Origin of the sequence: Xanthomonas prunicola, assembly GCF_002846205.1 — a bacterium.
Taxonomy (GTDB): domain Bacteria; phylum Pseudomonadota; class Gammaproteobacteria; order Xanthomonadales; family Xanthomonadaceae; genus Xanthomonas; species Xanthomonas prunicola.
In genome coordinates, this window is sequence record NZ_PHKV01000002.1 from 649,616 (window position 1) to 670,287 (window position 20,672).

General features: G+C 65.5%; 16 protein-coding genes. 8 read left to right on the forward strand and 8 right to left on the reverse strand.

The features are described from left to right. Positions 1-179 precede the first annotated feature (179 nt). Entirely contained in the window at positions 180-1,493 is a 1,314-nt protein-coding gene (gene hmgA / locus XpruCFBP8353_RS09350; RefSeq protein ID WP_207759609.1) for a homogentisate 1,2-dioxygenase, read from the reverse strand. 179 nt (positions 1,494-1,672) lie between these two features. After that, on the reverse strand, positions 1,673-2,788 hold the full coding sequence (hppD, locus tag XpruCFBP8353_RS09355) for a 4-hydroxyphenylpyruvate dioxygenase (RefSeq protein ID WP_162300997.1): 1,116 nt from the start codon (positions 2,786-2,788) through the stop codon (positions 1,673-1,675). Between the two features lie 122 nt (positions 2,789-2,910). Between hppD and XpruCFBP8353_RS09360 the strand changes: the two genes are divergently transcribed. Continuing rightward, on the forward strand, positions 2,911-3,399 hold the full coding sequence (locus tag XpruCFBP8353_RS09360) for a MarR family winged helix-turn-helix transcriptional regulator (protein WP_024938218.1): 489 nt from the start codon (positions 2,911-2,913) through the stop codon (positions 3,397-3,399). 52 nt (positions 3,400-3,451) lie between these two features. Here XpruCFBP8353_RS09360 and XpruCFBP8353_RS09365 read toward each other — a convergent pair whose 3' ends face one another. The 3 genes from XpruCFBP8353_RS09365 to XpruCFBP8353_RS09375 all read right to left on the reverse strand — a co-directional run bounded on the left by XpruCFBP8353_RS09365 (position 3,452) and on the right by XpruCFBP8353_RS09375 (position 6,629). Further along, positions 3,452-4,042 carry a thioredoxin family protein gene (locus XpruCFBP8353_RS09365; RefSeq protein ID WP_016901644.1) on the reverse strand — a complete coding sequence of 197 codons (591 nt, stop codon included), beginning with the start codon at positions 4,040-4,042 and terminating at the stop codon, positions 3,452-3,454. Positions 4,043-4,053: 11 nt separating this feature from the next. After that, the gene (locus XpruCFBP8353_RS09370) at positions 4,054-5,571 is read right to left on the reverse strand and encodes a peptide MFS transporter (RefSeq protein WP_101362954.1); all 1,518 of its coding nucleotides are present in this window, start codon (positions 5,569-5,571) and stop codon (positions 4,054-4,056) included. 155 nt (positions 5,572-5,726) lie between these two features. After that, positions 5,727-6,629, reverse strand: coding sequence for a tryptophan 2,3-dioxygenase (locus XpruCFBP8353_RS09375; RefSeq protein ID WP_101362955.1), 903 nt, complete (start codon positions 6,627-6,629; stop codon positions 5,727-5,729). Between the two features lie 437 nt (positions 6,630-7,066). Here XpruCFBP8353_RS09375 and XpruCFBP8353_RS09380 point away from each other — a divergent pair, with 437 nt between their 5' ends. The 6 genes from XpruCFBP8353_RS09380 (at position 7,067) to XpruCFBP8353_RS09405 (ending at position 16,498) form a co-directional block, all read left to right on the forward strand. Beyond that, positions 7,067-10,648, forward strand: coding sequence for a lamin tail domain-containing protein (locus XpruCFBP8353_RS09380; RefSeq protein WP_101362956.1), 3,582 nt, complete (start codon positions 7,067-7,069; stop codon positions 10,646-10,648). A gap of 177 nt (positions 10,649-10,825) precedes the next feature. Beyond that, a complete protein-coding gene (pdhA, locus tag XpruCFBP8353_RS09385) occupies positions 10,826-11,914 on the forward strand; it encodes a pyruvate dehydrogenase (acetyl-transferring) E1 component subunit alpha (RefSeq protein ID WP_101362957.1) in 1,089 nt (362 codons plus the stop codon). After that, positions 11,907-12,977 carry an alpha-ketoacid dehydrogenase subunit beta gene (locus XpruCFBP8353_RS09390; RefSeq protein WP_162300998.1) on the forward strand — a complete coding sequence of 357 codons (1,071 nt, stop codon included), beginning with the start codon at positions 11,907-11,909 and terminating at the stop codon, positions 12,975-12,977. Before pdhA ends, XpruCFBP8353_RS09390 begins: the two co-directional genes overlap by 8 nt. Before the next feature lies 1 nt (position 12,978). Then, positions 12,979-13,362, forward strand: coding sequence for an SH3 domain-containing protein (locus XpruCFBP8353_RS09395; RefSeq protein WP_101362958.1), 384 nt, complete (start codon positions 12,979-12,981; stop codon positions 13,360-13,362). Further along, complete coding sequence (locus XpruCFBP8353_RS09400) at positions 13,359-14,888, forward strand: dihydrolipoamide acetyltransferase family protein (protein ID WP_101362959.1); 1,530 nt, start codon at positions 13,359-13,361, stop codon at positions 14,886-14,888. Before XpruCFBP8353_RS09395 ends, XpruCFBP8353_RS09400 begins: the two co-directional genes overlap by 4 nt. A 293-nt stretch (positions 14,889-15,181) precedes the next feature. After that, a complete protein-coding gene (locus XpruCFBP8353_RS09405) occupies positions 15,182-16,498 on the forward strand; it encodes a DEAD/DEAH box helicase (protein WP_101362960.1) in 1,317 nt (438 codons plus the stop codon). A gap of 230 nt (positions 16,499-16,728) precedes the next feature. On the opposite strand, the gene XpruCFBP8353_RS23395 is transcribed toward XpruCFBP8353_RS09405, so the two are convergent. The 3 genes from XpruCFBP8353_RS23395 to XpruCFBP8353_RS09425 form a co-directional block, all read right to left on the reverse strand. Then, the gene (locus XpruCFBP8353_RS23395) at positions 16,729-17,064 is read right to left on the reverse strand and encodes a DUF6172 family protein (protein ID WP_101362961.1); all 336 of its coding nucleotides are present in this window, start codon (positions 17,062-17,064) and stop codon (positions 16,729-16,731) included. Positions 17,065-17,333: 269 nt separating this feature from the next. Then, positions 17,334-17,765: a VirK family protein gene (locus tag XpruCFBP8353_RS09415; protein WP_101362962.1), complete on the reverse strand. Its 432-nt coding sequence runs from the start codon at positions 17,763-17,765 to the stop codon at positions 17,334-17,336. Between the two features lie 344 nt (positions 17,766-18,109). Next, positions 18,110-19,519: an FAD/NAD(P)-binding protein gene (locus XpruCFBP8353_RS09425; protein ID WP_101362963.1), complete on the reverse strand. Its 1,410-nt coding sequence runs from the start codon at positions 19,517-19,519 to the stop codon at positions 18,110-18,112. A gap of 378 nt (positions 19,520-19,897) precedes the next feature. On the opposite strand from XpruCFBP8353_RS09425, the gene XpruCFBP8353_RS09435 reads away from it, so the two are divergent. After that, the gene (locus tag XpruCFBP8353_RS09435; protein ID WP_101362964.1) at positions 19,898-20,656 is read left to right on the forward strand and encodes an SDR family NAD(P)-dependent oxidoreductase; all 759 of its coding nucleotides are present in this window, start codon (positions 19,898-19,900) and stop codon (positions 20,654-20,656) included. Positions 20,657-20,672 lie beyond the last annotated feature (16 nt).

Genomic DNA, 20,672 nt, shown 5'->3' on the forward strand with positions numbered 1-20,672 from the left:
CGTATTGGGCCGCGCGCGTCGACTGGCTCTGCTCAGTCACTCGACACGCATCAACGATAGGATCTGCGCGCAGCGTTGACGCAACACCAGCAGCCAGGGCAGTAACAGCACTTCTCGCAATCACAGCACTGCAGGGCATACGCCGCAGACACAGCACCAGACCGCCTCTACGGTGTGACCTACATCGCGTCTCCCGTTGTTGGCAGCTGAAATGCGGCGCGCAATCCGGACCAACACTGCTGGTAATCGGCTTGCCGATGCGTGGCGTTCAATGCCTGCTGCGTGGGGCGTAACACCGCGCGGGTTTCGAACATGAAGGCCATGGTTTCAGTGATCACGTCCGGGCGTGTGAGATCTGCCTGCGAGGCCTTGTCGAAGGTGGCCGCATCGGGGCCGTGTCCACTCATGCAGTTATGCAGCGAAGCGCCACCGGGCGCGAAACCTTCGGCCTTGGCGTCATAGACGCCGTGCACCAGCCCCATAAATTCGCTGGCGACGTTGCGATGGAACCATGGCGGGCGGAAGGTGTGCTGCGCCACCAGCCAACGCGGCGGAAAGATCGCAAAATCCATGTTCGCAGTGCCGTGCGTGTCGCTGGGCGAGGTCAGCACGGTGAAGATACTGGGATCGGGGTGATCGAAACTGATCGAGCCGACGGTATTGAAACGACGTAGATCGTAGCGATAGGGTGCGTAATTGCCATGCCAGGCCACGACATCCAGCGGCGAGTGAGCGATGTCCGCACGCCACAGATGCCCTTGGAATTTCGCCACCAGTTCGAACGCGCCTTCGCGTTGTTCGAAGGCCGCGTGCGGTATTTCGAAATCGCGTGGATTGGCCAGGCCATTCGAGCCGATCGGCCCCAGATCGGGCAGGCGCAGCAGGCCACCGAAGTTTTCGCACACGTAGCCGCGCGCGGTGCCATCCAGCAACTCGACGCGAAAGCGCACCCCGCGCGGAATCACACCGATCTGCTGCGGCTCCAACGCCAGCACGCCCAGTTCGGTATGCACGCGCAAGCGGCCTTGCTGCGGCACCAGCAACAGCTCGCCATCGGCATCGTAGAAGAAGCGATCCTGCATGGATGCATTGGCCGCATACAGATGCACGCCGACGCCGGACATCGCCTCCGGCCCACCATTACCGGCCATGGTGTAAAGGCCATCGACAAAATCGGTGGCCACGGATGGCAGCGGCAACGGACTCCAGCGCAGCTGATCCGGCGGCACCGGACCGATGCCAAAATCATTGTGGAACTGCGACTGCTCGATCAGCGAAAAACTGCCGTGCACCGCGGCAGGACGGATCCGATACAACCAGCTGCGCCGGTTCTCGCCACGCGGCGCGGTGAACGCGGTGCCGGACAGCTGCTCGGCGTAGAGCCCATGCGCCACGCGCTGCGGTGAGTTCTGTCCGACCGGTAGAGCACCGGCCACGGCTTCGGTTGCAAATTCGTTGCCGAAGCCGGTCATGTAGGGAGATTTGTTAGCCATGGCATGCGTCCGGATAGGCCCCAAAGGGCCGGATTAAGCCCCTCTTCCCCGCGGGTGAGGGGCTTTAACTGCGTGAGTTCTTAGTGCTTCTTCTTGTCAGACAACCGTGTCCCGTTGATGTGGCGCTTGAACGTATTGCCTTCAGCAAATCCCGAACAGCCAATCACCAATCCCCGCCCTCAAAGCACCCCACGCTTCATTTGATCGCGCTCGATGCTTTCGAACAGCGCCTGGAAATTTCCTTCGCCGAAGCCTTCATTTCCCTTGCGCTGGATGATCTCGAAGAAGATCGGGCCGATGCAGTTGGTGGTGAAGATTTGTAGCAGTTTGCGCTGTTTGGTATCCGGGTCGGCATCGATCAGGATCTTGTTGCGACGCAGGCGGTCGACATCTTCGCCATGGTCGGGGATGCGCAGGTCCACCACATCGAAATACGTGTCCGGCGTATCCAGGAAGCTCACGCCGGCGGCGCGCATTTTTTCCACACTGGTATAGATATCGTCCGTGAAGCAGGCGATGTGCTGGATGCCTTCGCCCTGGTATGCGTCCAGATACTCGTTGATCTGGCTCTTGGGGTCGGAGGATTCGTTGAGCGGAATCCGCACGATGCCGTCCGGGGCGGTCATCGCCTTGGACACCAGGCCAGTCTTGGCACCCTTGATGTCGAAATAGCGGATCTCGCGGAAGTTGAACAGCCGCTCGTAATAGTCCGACCAACGCTGCATGTTGCCGAAGTACAGATTGTGGGTGAGGTGGTCGATGAAGGTCAGCCCGAAGCCGGTTGGGTGCTGGTCGGCACCGTCGATCGGCTCGAAATCAGCGTCGTAGATGCTGCCGGCGTCACCGTAACGGTCCACCAGATACAGCATGCAGTCGCCGATGCCCTTGACCACCGGCGCCGGCACGGCGCGGGTGTCGGCCTTGTCCTGCACCGCTTCGCCGCCGTTGCCCAGCACGGTCTGCAGCACGGTCTGCGCCGGGGTGCGGAAGCGGATCGCAAACCCGCAGGCGCACGGGCCGTGCGCGGCGGCGAAGTCGGCGGCGAACGAATCGGGGTCTTCGTTGAGCAGGAAGTTGACCCCGCCCTGGCGATAGACGGTAATGGGGCGGCTACGGTGACGCAGCACCGCGCTGAAGCCCATCTTGCGGAAGTAGTCGTGCAGCTGCGCTGCCTGCTCGGCGGGCGCAGCGAATTCGACGAATTCGAACCCGTCGATCCCCATCGGATTGTCGAAGGTGGTGACCTGCATGCCCAGGTTCGGGCGGGTTGCGGTACTGCTCGGTTGTGCGCTCATCGTCGTTTCTCCACGCTAGGCCGTCCGCAGGGCTATGCGGGGTGGCAGAAGACCCGCGAGAATGCGCAGGCCACCCAAGGTTTGTAGTTGCAAATGAAACCAAAATCAAGACACAGTGCAACATGAGCGATCTCGACGCCCCCACCCCGCCGCCCCATCCTGTGCTGCTCAACCTCGAGCAGTTCCTGCCGTATCGCCTGAGCGTGCTGTCCAACCGCATCAGCAGCAACATCGCCAAGGTCTACGGCGATCGTTACGGCATGGCCATTCCCGAGTGGCGGGTGATCACCATCCTGGCGCTGTATCCGGGTTCCTCGGCCAGCGAGGTCTCCGACCGCACCGCGATGGATAAAGTTGCAGTCAGCCGCGCCGTGGCGCGCCTGCTGGAGCGCGGCTTCATCCGCCGCGAAACCCATGGCGACGACCGCCGCCGCTCGATGCTGGCACTGTCGCCGGCCGGCCGCCAGGTCTACGAGACCGTTGCCCCACTGGTCAACGAGATGGAACAGCGGCTGATGTCGGTGTTCAGTGCCGAGGAGCAGCAGATCCTGGAAAAGCTGATCGACCGGCTGGCCAAGGACGGGCTGCCGCGCATGGCCGGCAAGGACTGATAAAAAAAACCCCCGCAGTGCGGGGGTTTTTGCATGCCACGGCAACGACGGATCAGGCCTGCGGCGGCGCCCACTGCTTGAGGAAGTCGAACAGCTTGCGGCGGTCGAAGCCTTCGCCCTTGCGCAGATCCGGGCCGGTCTGGGTGGTCAGCAGCTTACCGTCGTTGTCCAGCACCAGCAGCGACGGATAGTCGTTGAGCTGGGCGAACTGCGACAGGAACGCGGCATTCTCGTTGGCCGCATCGCGATTGACCTTGACCACCACAAAGTGCGCATCGCGGAAGCTGCGCAGCTCCGCATCGCCGCCCATCAGCTCGTCCAGCGCCTTGCACGGCTCGCAGGCCGCATTGCCGACATTGAGCACAATGCGCTTGCCGCCGCGCTTGGCCTCGACCTTGGCGGTCTCCAGATCAGCGGCCGGATCACGCGAAGGGTCGTACTGCGCATTGAGCGCCGCCGCCGCGGCGATGTCCGCCGCGGTGGGCGTATTGCCCGAGGACACCGGCTGGCTGGGATCGGCGCTGGGCGGCTTCTGCATCGAGGTATCCAGCGGCCGTGGCGCCTCCTGTTGCTCGGTGGGCTGCCCGCAGGCGCTCAACAGACCTGCCAGCAGCAGGCCACAGACAGTGGGTTTGATCGGCATTGCTGTTCTCCTCACTTCACACCATGCATCAGTTTGTTGACCAATGGGGCAATCAGCAACAGCAATACGCCCGCAGCGATCAACGACCAGAACCCAAAAGTGTAGCCCTTCAGTGCAGAGGCCACGGTCATACCGGTCTCGCCGCTGACCGCAGAAGCGAAGATGCCCGACAGGTTGTTGCCGATCGCGGTCGACAGGAACCAGCCACCCATGGCCAAGCCAACGACTTTGGCGGGCGCCAGTTTTGTGGTCATCGACAAACCGATCGGAGACAAGCAAAGCTCACCGACAGTCTGGATGACGTAGACCATGAACAAGGTCCAGAAGGGAATTTTCCCGGCATCGTCCACAAGTGCAGACAACGCGTACATCAGCAGTGCAAAAGCCAATCCGTTGAAAATCAAGCCCAGGCCGAACTTGCGCGGGATCGACGGATTGGCCGATTTCAGTGCTACCCAAAGCCAGACAAAGACCGGGCCAAGCACCAGGATGGCCAGCGTGTTGACCGATTGGAACCAACCCACCGGGAACATCCAGCCGCCCAGGTCGCGCTCCACGATGTTCTGGGCGAGGAAGTTGAACGAACTGCCCGCCTGCTCGAAGAACATGAAGAACATTACGTTAAACACAAACACGATCAGCATGGCGATGGCGCGGTCGCGGTGCACTTTGCCTTCGCGAATGCCTTCGAACAGGATCAATCCGCACAGGGCAAGGAACAAGACGGTCAGGATCCAACCAAGGATGCTGGCATCGATCAGCAGCAGGCCATAGGCGACCGGAATTGCAACAAGTGTGCCCACCAGTACCGCCAGAGTTCGGCCCATGCCTTCTCCACCGACAGGCGGCAAGCCGACCGGCCCGAGTTGACGACGTCCCAACCAGAACCAGACAAGACTGATCAGCATGCCCACGCCTGAGGCGATGAAGACGTACTTGTAGGCAGGCATCGCCTCGGTGCCAAAAATTTTGTCTGCAAGCAAACCGGTCAGAATCGGCGCCAGAAACCCGCCTGCATTGATACCCATGTAGAAGATCGTGAATCCTGAATCCCGACGCGGATCGTTCAGCGGATACAGTTTGCCGACCATGGTCGAGACGTTCGGCTTGAACAGGCCGTTGCCGGCGATGATCGTCGCCAGGCCAATTTTGAATATTTGTTCGTTTGGCACTGCGATCAGGAATAGGCCGACCGACATGACAATTGCACCGATCAACAGCGAGCGCTGATAGCCAATGAGTCGGTCTGCGACGAATCCACCAAACAGCGCCGAGGCATATACCAGTGCCAGATAAGCGCCGTAGAGTCGATTCGCCGGGGCTTCGCCGGCGCCTGAGCCCTCGTAAAACTGGGCCACGATATAGAGCGTCAGCGCCCAACGAATGCCGTAGAACGCGAAGCGTTCCCAGAATTCGGTCATGAACAGCATCCACAGCGGCCGGGGATGACCGAGCAACGTGGGGAACTCGGGCGGTGCCGGCGGCGGCGGAGTGGCGGCGGAAGTCGGCGCGGTCGCGTCAACGCTCATGGAATGTCCCTTGCGTATTCAGTAATGGCTGGGTGCCCGGAGCGTACCCCGGGAGACGCGCGAGGATCACTTAGACGTCATGTACGCGTCAAATTCGCAGGACTCGCCGGCCTGATGGCGGCCGGTCTGCAGGGATGACGCCCGTAGCGACCCGCTCAGCCCTTTTCAGGCTCACCGCGACCACCACCCACCGGCTCACGACCTTCCACGCCCACCGAGGTGCGCACGTCGAACAGCTCCGGGAAAAAAGTCAGTGCCAACGCCTGCTGCAGAAAGCCGACGCCGCTGGAGCCACCGGTGCCGCGCTTGAAGCCGATCACCCGCATCACCGTGCGCATGTGGCGGAAGCGCCAGAGCTGGAACTGGGTTTCCACATCCACCAGGTCCTCGCACAGCGCATATTCGCGCCAGTAGCGGTCGGTGTTTTCGTAGATGCGCTCGAACACCGGCCGCAAGGTGTCGTCGGCCACATGGGCGGCGGTCCAGTCGCGGGCCTGATATTGCTGCGGAATCGCGTGCCCGAAGCGCGCCAGATAGCGCAGGAATTCTTCGTACAGGCTCGGCGCTTCCAGCACTTCGCGCAGGCGCGCCTGGCCCTGCCGGTCGTAGGCGAACACCTGCAGCATCTGCGGGTTCTTGTTGCCGAGCAGAAACTCGATATAGCGGTATTGCAGCGACTGGAAGCCGGACGAGGGGCCCAGCACATCGCGGAATCCCATGTACTCGCTCGGCGTCAGCGTTTCCAGCACCGACCACTGTTCGGTGAGCTGGCGCAGCACCTGCTTGCTGCGCGCCAGCACCTTGCGACACTGCCAGACCTGGTCGTTCTGCAGGTGCACCATCGCCGCGCGCAGCTCGTGCGCCAGCAGCTTCAGCCATAGCTCCGAGGTCTGGTGCTGGATGATGAACAGCATTTCGTCGTGATGTGCCGGCTCGGACAGCGGCTGCTGCGCCGACAGCAGCTGGTCCAGCCGCAGATACCCGCCGTAGGTCAGCCGCCCCTCCAGGTCGGTGTGGATGCCGGGTTCCAGGTCACGCAGGTTCTTGTCGACGGGCATGGCGGAGCGCTGAAGATCGGGCCACGCAGGGTAGCGCGCTGGCGGCGGCTTGGCAGCCGCCGCCGAATCGGGAATCGGGAATCGGGAATCGGGAATGGGAGATGGCGGACGGCGGACGGCGGACGGCGGACGGCGGACGAGCGTGGCGGCGGCGGCTCGCGTCGCCTGGCTGCGCAAACCAGGGATCCGGAGGTAGCTTGCAAACCGCACGCACGAGATGCGAGGGATCGCGCGCATGGGCGTCAGCCTCGAGCCCGCTTCTTTCATCTCTGAATCAACTTGCACGCGCCAGGTACGGTCTCAGCGACTGCGCCGCTGTCACCGTATCGTCAACCTAGGTCTGCAAATTCATGCAGAATCGAACGGCGCTGCCGGCCAGGGACGTGGCCGGACCAGGGGAGCGTTTCACGTCTCAAGGATCAGGGGACTCTCATCTCATGCATGTGTTGCAGCGTCGTGCAGCCGTATTTTTGTGTGCGCTGGCCATTGCCGGCCACGCCAATGCCCAGGTCGTCATCAGCCAGGTTTACGGCGGTGGCGGCAATAGCGGCGCCACCCTCCGCAGCGATTTCATCGAGCTGCACAACAGCGGCAGCACCACGGTCAGCCTGGACGGCTGGTCGGTGCAGTACGCCTCGGCCGCTGGCAGCAGCTGGCAGGTCACGCCGTTGGCAGGCAGCATTCCGGCCGGCGGCTACTACCTGGTCAAGCAGGCCGATGGCAGCGGCGGCAGCGTTGCACTGCCCACACCCGATGCCACCGGCACCCTGGCCCTGAGCGGCACGGCCGGCAAGGTGGCGCTGAGCGCCACCGCTTCCGCACTGAGCGGCACCTGCCCCACTGGCAACGCCGACCTGGTCGGCTACGGCAGCAATGCCAGCTGCGCCGAGGGCAATGCGCCCACGCCGGCCCCCAGCAATACCCTGGCGGTGCTGCGCGCAGGCGAGGGTTGCACCGATACCGACAACAACGCAGCCGATTTCGCTACCGGCGCGCCGGCACCGCGCAACAGCGCCAGCGCTGCGCGCCTGTGCAGCGGCGGCGGCCAGCCGATCGCCACGCTGGCCGATGTCAGCCAGGCCGAAGGCAACGGCGGCAGCCGCAGCGTCGTGTTCACCCTGAGCCTGAGCCAGCCGGCCAGTGCGGGTGGGGTGAGCTTCACCGCCGCCACGGCCGATGGCACGGCCACCGCCGGCAGCGACTACATCGCCCTGCCCGCCACCAGCGTCCGGATCGCCGCTGGCGAGCGCAGCGCCAGCATCACCGTGGAGGTGCTGGGCGACACCACGCCCGAGCCCGACGAGACCTTCGCGCTGCAGATCAGCGGCCTCACCGGCGCGTTGCCGGCCACGCTGAGCGCCACCGGCACCCTCCTCAACGACGACTTCAGCCTGCTGCCGATCCACGCCATCCAGGGCAAGGGCGCACGCTCGCCGCTCGAAGGCCAGGTGGTCGCCACCTCGGGCATCGTCACTGCCCGTCGCAGCGCCGGCTTCTTCCTGCAGGCACCGGATGCCGAAACCGATGGCGATCCGGCCACCTCCGAAGGCGTCTACGTCTACACCGGCAGCGCACCGCCGGATGCCGCTGCCATCGGCAACCGGGTGCGCGTGCAGGGCACGGTGCTCGAGTACGTGCCCACTGCCGACCCGACCCAGCCGCCGCTCACCGAAATCGGCGGCAGCCTGACCGTGCTGCTGGATTCCACCGGCAACCCATTGCCGATGCCGGTGGCATTGAGCGCGAACTTCCCCAACCCCAACGGCGCCTTTGATCAGCTCGAAGCGCTGGAAGGCATGCGCGTGGCCGCCGCCAGCCTCACCGTCAATGCGCCCACCGGCGGCAGCGTCAACGAGACCAACGCCACCGCCACCAGCAATGGCGTGTTCCATGCCGTGGTCACCGGGGTGCCGCGCGCCTTTCGCGAGCCCGGCGTGCAGTTGCCCGACCCGCTGCCGGCCGGCTCGCCGGCGGGCGTGCCGCGCTGGAACACCAATCCGGAAGTGATCGCCGTCGGCAGTGCTGGCGTGGGCGCCGAGCGCCTGGATCTGGCCTCCGGCTGCCAGGTGCTCAATGTGGTCGGCCCGCTGGACTACAGCTTCCGCCGCTACACGCTGTACCCCGAGCGCACCCCGCAGGTGAACTGCAACGGTGCCGACCAACCACGCCCGGCGCCGCGGCCGCAGGCCGACGACGTGGCCGTGGCCACCTACAACATGGAACGCTTCTTCGACGACCAGAACGACCCGGCGATCGGCGAGCCGGTGCTCACCCCGGCCGCGTTCCAGGCCCGCCTCAACAAGGCCTCGCTGGCGATCCGCAACTCCCTGCACACACCCGACATCCTGGGCACGGTGGAAGTGGAAAACCTCAGCGTGCTGCAGACCCTGGCCGCACGCGTCAATGCCGATGCAGTGGCCGCCGGCCAGCAGGACCCCAGATACGTGGCGTACCTGCAGGAAGGCAACGACGTCGGCGGCATCGACGTCGGTTTCCTGGTCAAGACCGCCGACGTTGCCGCCGGCCTGCCGCGTGTGGAAGTGCTCTCCATCGCCCAGGAAGGCAAGACCGCCACCTGGACCGAGCCGGCCGGCAGTGTCAGCCTGCTCAACGACCGCCCACCGCTGGTGCTCACCGCCAACGTGCATCAGGCCGATGGCCGCGTGCTGCCGCTGACCGCCATCGTGGTGCACCAGCGCTCGCTCAATGGCGCCGAGACCGATGATGCGGCCGGCACCCGCATCCGCGCCAAGCGCCAGGCCCAGGCCGAGTATCTGGCGCGCCTGCTGCAGACGCGCCAGCAGCTCGACCCGGCCGAGCAGGTGCTGGTGATGGGCGACTTCAACGCCTTCGAGTTCAACGACGGCTACGTGGATGCGATGGGCACCGTCACCGGCAGGCCGGCGCCGGATGCGCAGACCGTGGTGGGCGGCGATGGCGTGGATCTGGTCGACCCGGACTACACCGATCTGACCTGGTTCAACACGCCCGATCAGAGCTACTCTTACGCCTTCGACGGCAACGTGCAGTCGCTCGATCACATCCTGGCCAGCGCTGCGCTGATGCGCGCACCCAACATCGCGTCGCTGTCGGTGGGCCACGCACGCATCAATGCCGACTTCCCCGGCACCGCGCGTAACGATGCCAACACGCCCACGCGCTTGTCCGATCACGATCCCACCGTGGTGCTGTTGCGCATGGCGCCCGCGTTGCGTGCCGACCTGGGCGTGATGGTCGCTGCGGCACGCGCACAAGTGACCGAAGGCGAACGCATCGATTTCAGCGTGGAGGTGGAGAACCGTGGGCCCGACAGCGCGGCGTTTGCAGCGGTGGCACTGGCCTTCGATGCCGCGGTCAGTCCACGGGTCACCGCCGCACCGGGCTGGAGCTGCCAACCGCCGGAAACCGGTCCCCAGACAGTGGTCACCTGCACCATCGCCTCACTGGCATCCGGCAACGCCCAGCGCTTCGCCGTGCAGGTCGACGCTGGCACGGAACTGGCAGGACGCAGCCTGACCCTGGCCGCCTCGGCCGCCTCGCAAACGCCCGACCCGCAACCGGACAACAACACAGACACCACCGCAGTGACCGTGCAGCCCGCGCTGCGCAGCGATCTGGCAGTGCGCCTGGAAGGCCCTGCCACACTGCCGACCACTGCCTTCAATGCCACCTATCGGGTGTTACTGGACAACCGCGGCAACGCAGCCGCTACCGGTGCCAGTGTGCGGATCGAAGGCAACACAGTGTCGGTGTTGTCGCAGCTGGTGCCACCCAGCGGCTGGCGTTGCGACAAGCAGGTGCAGTCGCTGCGCAGCGCGATCTTCGTGTGCAGCACCGCCGCAGCATTGCAACCGGGAGTGCAGGCCGCGTTTCAGCTGATCGTCGCGGCCAAGCCGATCCCGGCCGACGGTGCGATCCGCGTGCAGGCCAAGGCCACGTCGGCATCACCGGATGCGAACCCGGCCAACGATTCGGCGCTGATCATCACCCCGATCGGCGGAGGTGATGGGCGCCGCTAATCGCAGTGCAGCACGTCGCAGTTCTTTACTGCGACAAAGGGCGCGGCCTGGTCCGCGCCCTTTTTTTTGTGCAAGCCAGCATGATTGTCTGCTGCGGTGCAGGACAGCGTTTTGCTTCGCCGTCCTTAACATGACAACTCATATCATTTGAAACTTCTTGAAGAAGGTGTCGTCGCAATGAGCGTAGCCGCGCAGTTCGAGATCGACTATCTGCAGTACATGGACGCGGACGGCCAATGGGTCCGCGACGACCTTCCCGCCGACGCTGCCAACCCGCAGCAGCTGCTCGCCCTGTTCAAGCGCATGTTGTTCGTGCGCACCTTCGACACCAAATCGGTGGCCCTGCAGCGCACCGGCAAGCTGGGCACCTACGCGGCCTGCATCGGCCACGAAGCCACGCATGTAGGCATTGGCGCTTCGATGCGCAGCGGCGATGTGTTCGCGCCCAGCTACCGCGAGTACGGCACCATGTTCGAACGCGGCGTGCGCCCGCGCGATGTGCTGCTGTATTGGGGCGGCGACGAACGCGGCAGCGACTATCCGCGCGATGCCGATGCGGCGATCGACTTCCCGATCTGCGTGCCGATTTCCACCCAGTGCCTGCATGCGGCCGGTTCGGCGTTGTCGTTCAAGCTGCAGAACAAGCCGCAGGTGGCAGTGGCCTGCTGCGGCGATGGCGGCAGCTCCAAGACCGACTTCTATGCCGCGCTCAATTCCGCCGGCGCCTATAAGCTGCCGCTGATCCTGTGCGTGATCAACAACGGTTGGGCGATCTCGGTGCCGCGCTCGGCGCAGACCGGCGCGCAGACGCTCGCACAGAAGGGCCTGGCCGGCGGCCTGCATTGCCTGCAGGTGGACGGCAACGACTTGGTTGCCGTGCTCGAAGCCATGCGTCAGGCCCGCGTGCGTGCGCTGGCCGGCGATGGCGGCACGGTGATCGAGTTCCTGACCTATCGCCTGTCCGACCACACCACCGCCGACGACGCGCGGCGCTATCGCGGCGAAGAAGAGGTCAAGCAGGGCTGGGCTCTCGAACCGCTGCTGCGCCTGCGCCGCTATCTCACTGCGCAGGGTCTGTGGGACGAGGCGCAGGAAGAAGCCTGGAAAGCAGAATGCAGCGCGCGCGTGGACGAAGAGGTCAACGCCTATCTCAACACGCCGGTGCAGCCAGTCGAAGCGATGTTCGATTACCTCTACGGCGACCCGCCGGCCGAGTTGCTGGCACAGCGCGCCGAAGTGATGGCGCTGGAGTCGCGTCATGGATGAGCTCAAGCATGTGCCCGCAGAGACGTCGCAGCACGCCAGTGCCCCTTACAACGCTGCGGCAACGCGCGGAGAGATCGCCATGAGTTCGCCCATCACCTTGATCGAAGCCATCACCCAGGCACTGGCCTGGGAGCTGGAACACGACCCCGCGGTGCTGGTGCTGGGCGAGGATGTCGGCGTCAACGGCGGCGTGTTCCGCGCCACCGCCGGCCTGCAGCAACGCTTCGGCAGCGCGCGCGTGCTGGACACGCCACTGGACGAAACCACCATCGCCGGGTTGAGCGTCGGGCTGGCCGCGCAAGGCATGAAGCCGGTGGCCGAGGCGCAGTTCGACGGCTTCGTGTATCCCATGGTCGATCACCTGATCTGCCACGCCGCACGCCTGCGTAACCGCACCCGTGGCCGCCTGCATTGCCCGATGGTGCTGCGCGTGCCGTGGGGCGGCGGCATCCGCGCGCCGGAACATCACAGCGAAGCCAACGAAGCCATCTTCACCAACGTGCCCGGCCTGCGCGTGGTGCTGCCATCGTCGCCGCAGCGCGCATACGGCCTGTTGCTGGCGGCGATCCGCGACCCGGATCCGGTGATCTACATGGAACCCAAGCGCATCTATCGCCAGTACAAGGAAGTGGTCGCCAACGATGGCGAAGCGCTTCCGCTGGATGTCTGCTTCGTGCTGCGCGACGGCACCGATGTCACCCTGGTGACCTGGGGCGCGCAGGTCAAAGAAGCGCTGGAAGCGGCCGACCAACTCGCCGGCGAAGGCATCAGCGCCGAAGTCATCGACGTGGCGACGCTGCGCCCGCTGGACTTCGACACCATCGCCGAATCGGTCGCCAAGACCGGCCGCTGCGTGATCGTGCAGGAAGCCCCGCGCACTGCCGGTTTCGGCGCAGAAATCGCCGCACGCCTGGCGGAAAAATCGATGTACGACCTGGTGGCACCGGTCGAACGCGTCACCGGTTACGACACGCATATCCCGCTGTTCCGGCTGGAAATGAAGTACCTGCCGAGCGTGGAGCGCATCGTGACCGCGGCACGTCGCGCGGTGGCAGCCGGCTGATATGCGCGCCCGTCTGCTTTGCGAACACCGCGCCGCCTACGCCAACCCGGTCCGCTTCCAGGCAGGCCAGCAGGTGAGCGTGGGCGTGCGCGACGAAGAATGGCCGGCGTTTGCCTGGGTCACGACCGACGGTGGCCGTGCCGGCTGGGCGCCACTGGCCTGGCTGCGCCCGCTGGGCGACGGCAGGGCTGAAGCCCTGCGCGATTACGACGCACGCGAACTCGATGCCCAGGCAGGCGAGGACGTGTTGCTGCATCACGAACACGGTGGTTGGTGGTGGTCCGAGCGTGCCGATGGCACGCAGGGCTGGCTGCCGGCTGCCGACCTTGAACTCCTCGACGACACCACGCCGCAGCTGCCTGCCGCGCAAGAGAATCTGCCATGAGCGACAACAAGACTTTCCACCTGCCCGACCTGGGCGAAGGCCTGCCCGACGCCACCATCGTCGAATGGTTCGTCAAGGAGGGCGACAGCGTCCGCCTGGACGACCCGCTGGTGTCGATGGAAACCGCCAAGGCGGTGGTCGAAGTGCCCTCGCCGTTTTCCGGCACCGTGGTCAAGCTGGCCGGTGCGGCCGGCGATGTGATCGTGACCGGTTCCATGCTGGCGCAGTTCGCACTGGATGCCTCGCAGCCGCAGCGCGCCGACGGTCAGGACACCGGTCATGGACATGGTCACGGCGGCAGCGCACAGGCGGCAACGCCGAGCACCGGACAGAGCGCGGCTGGCCCGACCGAACGTGTGGTCGCCTCCGACAACGGTGGCGAGATCGCCGATGCGGAGACAGCTTCCAGTGCCGCAGGCGAGCGCGATGACGCAGGCACCGTGGTCGGTGCGATGCAGAGCTCCAACACCGTGCAGAGCGAACAGGCCATCGCAGTCGGCGGCGTCCGCGCCATGCCGGTCGTGCGCGCGCTCGCCCGCAAGCTGCGCGTGGATCTGGCGCAGGTCCGCGCCACCGGACCGGACGGCACGGTGACGCTGGCGGACGTGAAGCAGGCGGCGGCTGCAGGGACCGCGCAGCCCTCATCCGGCGCGCATGGCGCGCCGACCTCTCCCGCCAGCGGGAGAGATGGTTCGTTCGCCAGTGGTCCGTTCGCTGAAGGTGGCAGAGCCACCGGGATCGCTGACCACGGCAGGGCTCGACCGGCAACGGCGACCCTTCTCCCGCCTGCGGGAGAAGGTGCCCGCAGGGCGGATGAGGGCCAGCATCGCTCCGCCCTCTCCACCAGCGGCAAACCCATGCGCACCCAGCCGCCAGGCGTGGTCGTCAAGGGCCAACCGGAGCAACTCAAGGGCGTGCGCCGCAACATGGCACGCGTGATGGCCGACGCGCATACCAAGGTGGTGCCGACCACGCTCAACGACGATGCCGATCTGCACGCCTGGCAACCGGGCAACGATGTCACCGTGCGTCTGGTGCGCGGCATCGTGCGTGCCTGCCAGGCCGTGCCCGCGCTCAACGCCTGGTTCGACGGCGACGCACTTAGCCGCACCCTGCACAACCAGATCGATATCGGCATTGCCGTGGATACCGAAGAAGGCCTGTTCGTGCCGGCGTTGCGCAACGCCGACATGCTGGACGCGCACGGTATCCGTGAAAGCGTCAACCGGCTGCGCCAGCAGGTGGAAAATCGCAGCATCGCTGCGTCCGAATTGAGCGGCTACACCATCTCGCTGTCCAACTTCGGGATGTTCGCCGGCCGCTACGCCACCCCGGTGGTGGTGCCACCCTGCGTGGCCATCGTGGCCGCCGGCCGTGCGCGTTACCAGCTCACCCCGGTAATGGGCGGGGTGGAAACCCACAAGGTGATGCCGTTGTCGCTGACCTTCGATCACCGCGCCGCCACCGGCGGCGAAGCTGCACGCTTCCTGCGTGCATTGCTGGACGATCTGGCGTTGGCCAACTGAGTCTGGCTACGTCGGCGCCGTGAGGCGCCGACGTGCGTTGCAGGGTGTGACCCGGACGATTGGATCGCATCACCTGCACGCATGCAGGTGCGTACGTTTCTGGATGTTGCTCACGATCAATCGCGATCACGTGCGGCGAAACAGCACCTGTGGTGCAGACCGCACAAGTCCGCTCATGGCATCCAGTCACAGGTCACCTGTCGCCGGCACCGACACGCAGATAAGCGCCACACCGCATCTGCCGGTGCGACATACATCGAGCGCAATGGCGCCAATGCCTGGATAATCGGCGCATGTCATTTCTCGATCTCTCGCTGTCGTCGCAGCTGCAGCCGTTCTTCGATACCGCCCTGGCCAAGGCCGGCGTGCGCACACCCACGCCGATCCAGCAGCAGGCGATCCCGCCGATGCTGGCCGGGCGCGATCTGATTGCGATGGCGCAGACCGGCTCCGGCAAAACGCTGGCCTATGCGCTGCCGCTGCTGCAGCAACGCTGCCTGGCGCCCGATACCGCCCCACGCGTGCTCGGTGCGCTGGTGCTGGTGCCCACGCGCGAACTCGCCGCGCAGGTGGAGGAAACGTTGCGCCAACTGGCCGCGCATCTGCCGCGTCGCCTGAAAAGCGTCGTGGCCACCGGCGGGAGTTCGATCAATCCACAGCTGATGGCGTTGCGCGGCGGCGCCGACATCGTTGTGGCCACGCCCGGCCGGCTGCTGGATCTGATCGCGCACAACGCGCTGCATCTGAGCGAGATCGCCACGCTGGTCCTGGACGAAGCCGACCGCTTGCTCGCGCTGGGCTTTGGTGCCGAACTCGATCGCATCCTGGCCTTGCTGCCGGCGCAGCGGCAAACCGTGCTGTTTTCGGCCACGTTTCCGCCCGCCATCGCATCGCTGGCCAAGCGGCGTCTGCGCGACCCATTGCGCATCACTATCGAAGCAACACCCGAACAGGCACCGGAGATCGCACAACGCGCCATCGCGGTCGATGCCGGCCAGCGCACACAGCTGCTGCGTCATCTGCTGCAGGAACACGCGTGGCCGCAGCTACTGGTGTTCGTCGCCAGCCGCCACACTGCAGACAAGGTCGCCGAAAAATTGAGCAAGGCCGGTATCGCCGCATTGCCGCTGCACGGCGAATTGAGTCAGGGCCGCCGCGAACGCACGCTACGCGCCTTCAAACAGGCGGACGTGCAGGTGCTGGTGGCCACCGATCTGGCCGGGCGCGGCATCGACATCGAGGCACTGCCGGCGGTGCTCAATTACGACCTGCCCCGCTCCACCGTCGACTACACCCACCGCATCGGCCGCACCGCACGGGCCGGCGCCAGCGGCGTGGCGATCAGCTTCGTCACTGCCGACAGTGCGCAGCAGTGGCGGCTGATCGAAAAACGCCAGGGCCTGCGCGTGCCGACCAGCGTGATCGAAGGCTTCGCGCCAACCCCGGCCGAGGCGCCCACCGGCGATGCACACGACGCAGCGGTGCGGGCAGCGGATGACAACGGCGGCATCAAGGGCAAGCGGCCAAGCAAGAAGGACAAATTGCGTGCGGCGGCGCAGGCGCAGACCGGCAAGCCGGACCAAGCGCGGCCAACGCACCGTAGGGAGTAGTCGTCAGGCAGATGCCGCCATCCAGCGCCAGCGGGCTGGCGGGTGGCTGCGCAACGTCCGTTGGTGGCCTGCAAGCACCTGCGCACGATGGGGCACTGCAAACTTCATGCGGTCCGTGCACGTTGGCAACCGGAAGCCAATGTGCGCGATTCTTCCGCAGCGACGCAGGTAACAGCGCCCTGAGGGTCTGCCACCCCGCAGCGGTCCGCCGCAGGCAGGGAGCAGCGAACTCAGTCCTGCTCGAAATCCAGCTCGCCATCACCGAATGCATGGTCGCTCTCAGCGCGCGGCATGCGCTTGCCCGGCTTGCGCAGGATTTCGACGAAGAACTGGTCGCCCCCTTCGGCAGTGAGCGCGTTGATCGAGCGGATCAGCTCGGCCGGCGGCAGTGCCACGGCGCTGGCTTCATCCACACCGAAGCGCATGTCGAAGTCCCAGTAGTCCGCGCCTTCCGGCAGGTCCTTGCGGCGCTCGCGGCGGATGTACTTGCGGATATCGTTCTTGCTGGATTCCAGCAGACGATCGCGGTTCTTGCCTTCGAGGTTGAGCTGGTAGGTCTTGCGCATGGCGACATCGGTTGTGGGAACTGGCCGCCTATTGTGAGGCCAAGGCGGCATCACGGGCGAATCCGGCGTCCTCCGGTGCTGCCAGCCCTCGCGCTCCGCAGTGCACGCGCCATGGCTGCCACTGCATGACAGCCTCCGGCCCAGCAGTCGCTTTCCCTGCACCAACCGCCCTGCGGTAGCCCAGGCCACGCGGCGTGTGCAGGGCCGAGCAGCGTTTCGATCGCTGCGATGCCACGCATGCGATGGCATCGCAGCATGCCCGGGGCGACTCAATCGGCGTGGAAACGAACGCCTTCATTGAGCTTGCATTGATACGCCAGCAGCGGCCCACGTTGCTGCAGGCCGGGGAGGTCATACATATAGGTGGTGAAGCGCAAGCTGCCATCCGGGCGCAGTTGGTAGCGCATGAATTGCTGGATCGGCTTGCCGTCGTTGGCCACGGTGAAATGCGCATCGGAAAAAGCCACGGTGCCGTCCGCGGTGATGCGATAGGCATCGACATGGCGACCGCCGCGGGTCTGGGTGACCGGGGTGCCTTCTTCGGGCGTGCAACGTGCAAGGTCGGTGCTCACACTGACGTCGTAACCGGCGTCCAGGGCAGCGAGAACTTCGGCGCGGTTATTCAGCGATTCGGTGGCCAGAGCGGGCAGCGCACATACGCATAGCGTGGCAAACATCGCGGCAGGAACAAGACGTGGCATGGCGGACTCCAGGCAGATGAAGGGATGCACGACCTGAGCTCTCAAGCACTCAGGCCCGCCAACATGACCCAGTTCGTGCGGCATCGGCGCGCGGCGCTACGCATCACGCGGCATGATTGCGCTGCCTGGCGGACGCCGCGCACAGATCCAGGGTCTGGCTGTCACTCAGCGCACTGCGACAGATTGGCTCTGCGCGAGCGCGCATACGCGGCTCGAGACGCGATCGAGATCGTCGCCGACCAGGCGCGGCAACCCGGATCCTCATCTACGCACCGCACACGCCCTCGCTGCCGATAGAACGGGCAAGCACTTGCGCCACTGCAAGATTCATCGCACCGCTACACCTACACCCGCGTATTGACCTCACGCGGCACCTGCTCCGGCGTCGGTTGTAACGCTGGCGTTGCGCCAAGCAACAGCCGTTCCGCCAATGCGCGCGCGGCCACGCGCAACTCGGGCACCGCGGTGATTTCCCAATAGCGCCCACGCAATAACGGCCCTACGCAATACAGCCCCGGCACGATCTGTCCGGCGCCATCGCGCACGCGCAGCTGCGCATCGGTGTCCACACCCAGGCCCAATGGATCGGCGCGCAATAGACCGGCTTCGCGCATGCCGGCGATCAATGGGTCGCTGGTGCGGTCGATGTCGGTATCCAAGCCCGTCGCGCGGATCACCGCATCGTAATGACCGGTCTGCGCGTCGGCAGAGCCGCGTGGGCGGATCACCGCTTCCACGCCATCAGGCACCCAGCGCGCACGCAGCAAGCGCGCGGCGGCGATCTGCAACTGGCCCGATGCCTGCAATTGCGCCAGCTGTTCGGCAGCACCGGGCGCGACGCGATGGCGCGCCACTTCCCAGTACGGGCGCAGGTGCCGCAGGAAGCGCGCACGCTGACTCAGTGCAAGGCGCTGCCACAGCGGCTGCAGATGCGGGCGCAGCGCATCCACCACGCGACGCCAATCGTCGACCACCGCGCTGAGCTGACGTACCCCGCGCAGCAGCCCGCGCAGATCGGCGTCCTTGAGCGCACGCTGCAGGTGCGGCGGCAATTCCAGGGGTGCGCCGGGCTGGCGCAGATGCGCCTGCGGTGCCAGCCCGCGCCGTGAAATGGCCAGCAAGCGGCCGCGATGACCGCGCGTGTGCAGCGTCAGGGCCACGTCCACCATGGTCAGCCCGGTACCGACGATCAACACATCGTCGTCCGGCGACAGCCGCGCCAACGCATCGCCCTGCCACGGCCAGCCGATGTAGCGCGGATGCACGCTCAAGCGCGGGCCGATCCCCGCAAGCGCCTGCGGCTGCAGCGCACCGACCGCCAGCACCACACGGTCGCTCTGGAAGGCATCGCCATTGGCCAGAAACACACGAAAGCCCTTGCGCACACGCTCCACCGCCACCGCTTCTTGCGACAGCCGCATGATCGAGGCGTGCGCGCCACTCACCGCCGCATCCAGCTCACTGCGCAGATAGTCGCCATAGGCCAACCGCGGCAGGAACTCCAGCCTGCCGCTCTCGCCCAGATGCAGGGTGTCGGCGAAGGCGCCGGGCGCCTGCGCGTCGATGCCCAGATCCTTGGCACGCACGTTGAGCAGATGCTCTGGCCGCGCCGCGCCATAGGCAATACCGCTGCCGAAGGTGTCGGCCACGCCGACCAGGGTGATGCGTACCTGCGCATCGGCCGTCTGCGCCAGCGCACGGACCAGCGCGGTGCCGCAGAAGCCGGCGCCGATGACGGTGATATGGGTTTCCATGTGCACATCTCGCTGAATGACTCGCACGTTGTGCCCGCAGCGCGCCGCCGGTGTGTAAACGTTTGGTTAGCAGCAAGCAATCAAAAACGCATGAGCTGATCGCCCGCAGTGATGAGGCTTATGGCGCAGGCAACGGCTGTTGCAGATGGCAGCGAGATGACAGCGGTCGCGACTGTATTTGGTGGTGGTGCGTGGGTCTGCGCGTGCTTGTTTTGTTGGACGCTGCGCAATGCGGCACCCGGTCTGCGCCCTGCTCGACTTACGCGTGCAAGTCAAACACGGACAGATTTCGTAGACATGCCGGAGTTAGCAACACACGCAGCGAACGTGCATCGCCCGGCTGTCTGATAATGCAGGTTTCCAACTCGAGTGCCCGCCATGTCCAACTCCACAGTTCGCCCGCAACGTGTGCTGATCGCCGGCGGCAGCCGTGGCATTGGCCTGGCGATCGCAGAAGGCTTCGTGCGGCGCGGCGCACAGGTTTCGATCTGCGCACGCAATGCCGCCGGCCTTGCACAGGCGGCAGACGCACTGGCAGCACATGGCGCCCCGGTGCACACACAGCCCTGCGACCTGGCGGACGCCACACAGATCGATGCCTACGTGCACGCCGCAGCGCAGGCGCTAGGCAGCCTGGACGTGGTCATCAACAACGCCTCCGGCTTCGGACATGGCAACGACGATGCAAGTTGGCAGGCCGGACTGGATATCGATCTGATGGCCGCAGTGCGCTGCAATCGCGCCGCGCTGCCGTATCTGCGCAACAGCGATGCGGCGGTGATCCTCAACATCAGCTCGATCAACGCACAGCGCCCCACCCCGCGCGCGATCGCCTATTCCACCGCAAAAGCCGCGCTGAATTACTACACCACTACCCTCGCCGCAGAGTTGGCGCGCGAGCGCATCCGCGTCAATGCAATCTCGCCTGGATCGATCGAGTTTCCCGATGGCCTGTGGGATACGCGCAGTCGCGAAGAGCCGGAGTTATATGCACGCATCCGCGACAGCATTCCGTTCGGCGGATTCGGACAGGTGCAGCACATTGCCGATGCCGCGTTGTTTCTGGCATCGCCACAGGCGTGCTGGATCACCGGGCAGGTAGTGGCAGTAGATGGAGGGCAGTCGTTGGGAGTGTGAGATGCAGCGCGCTGAT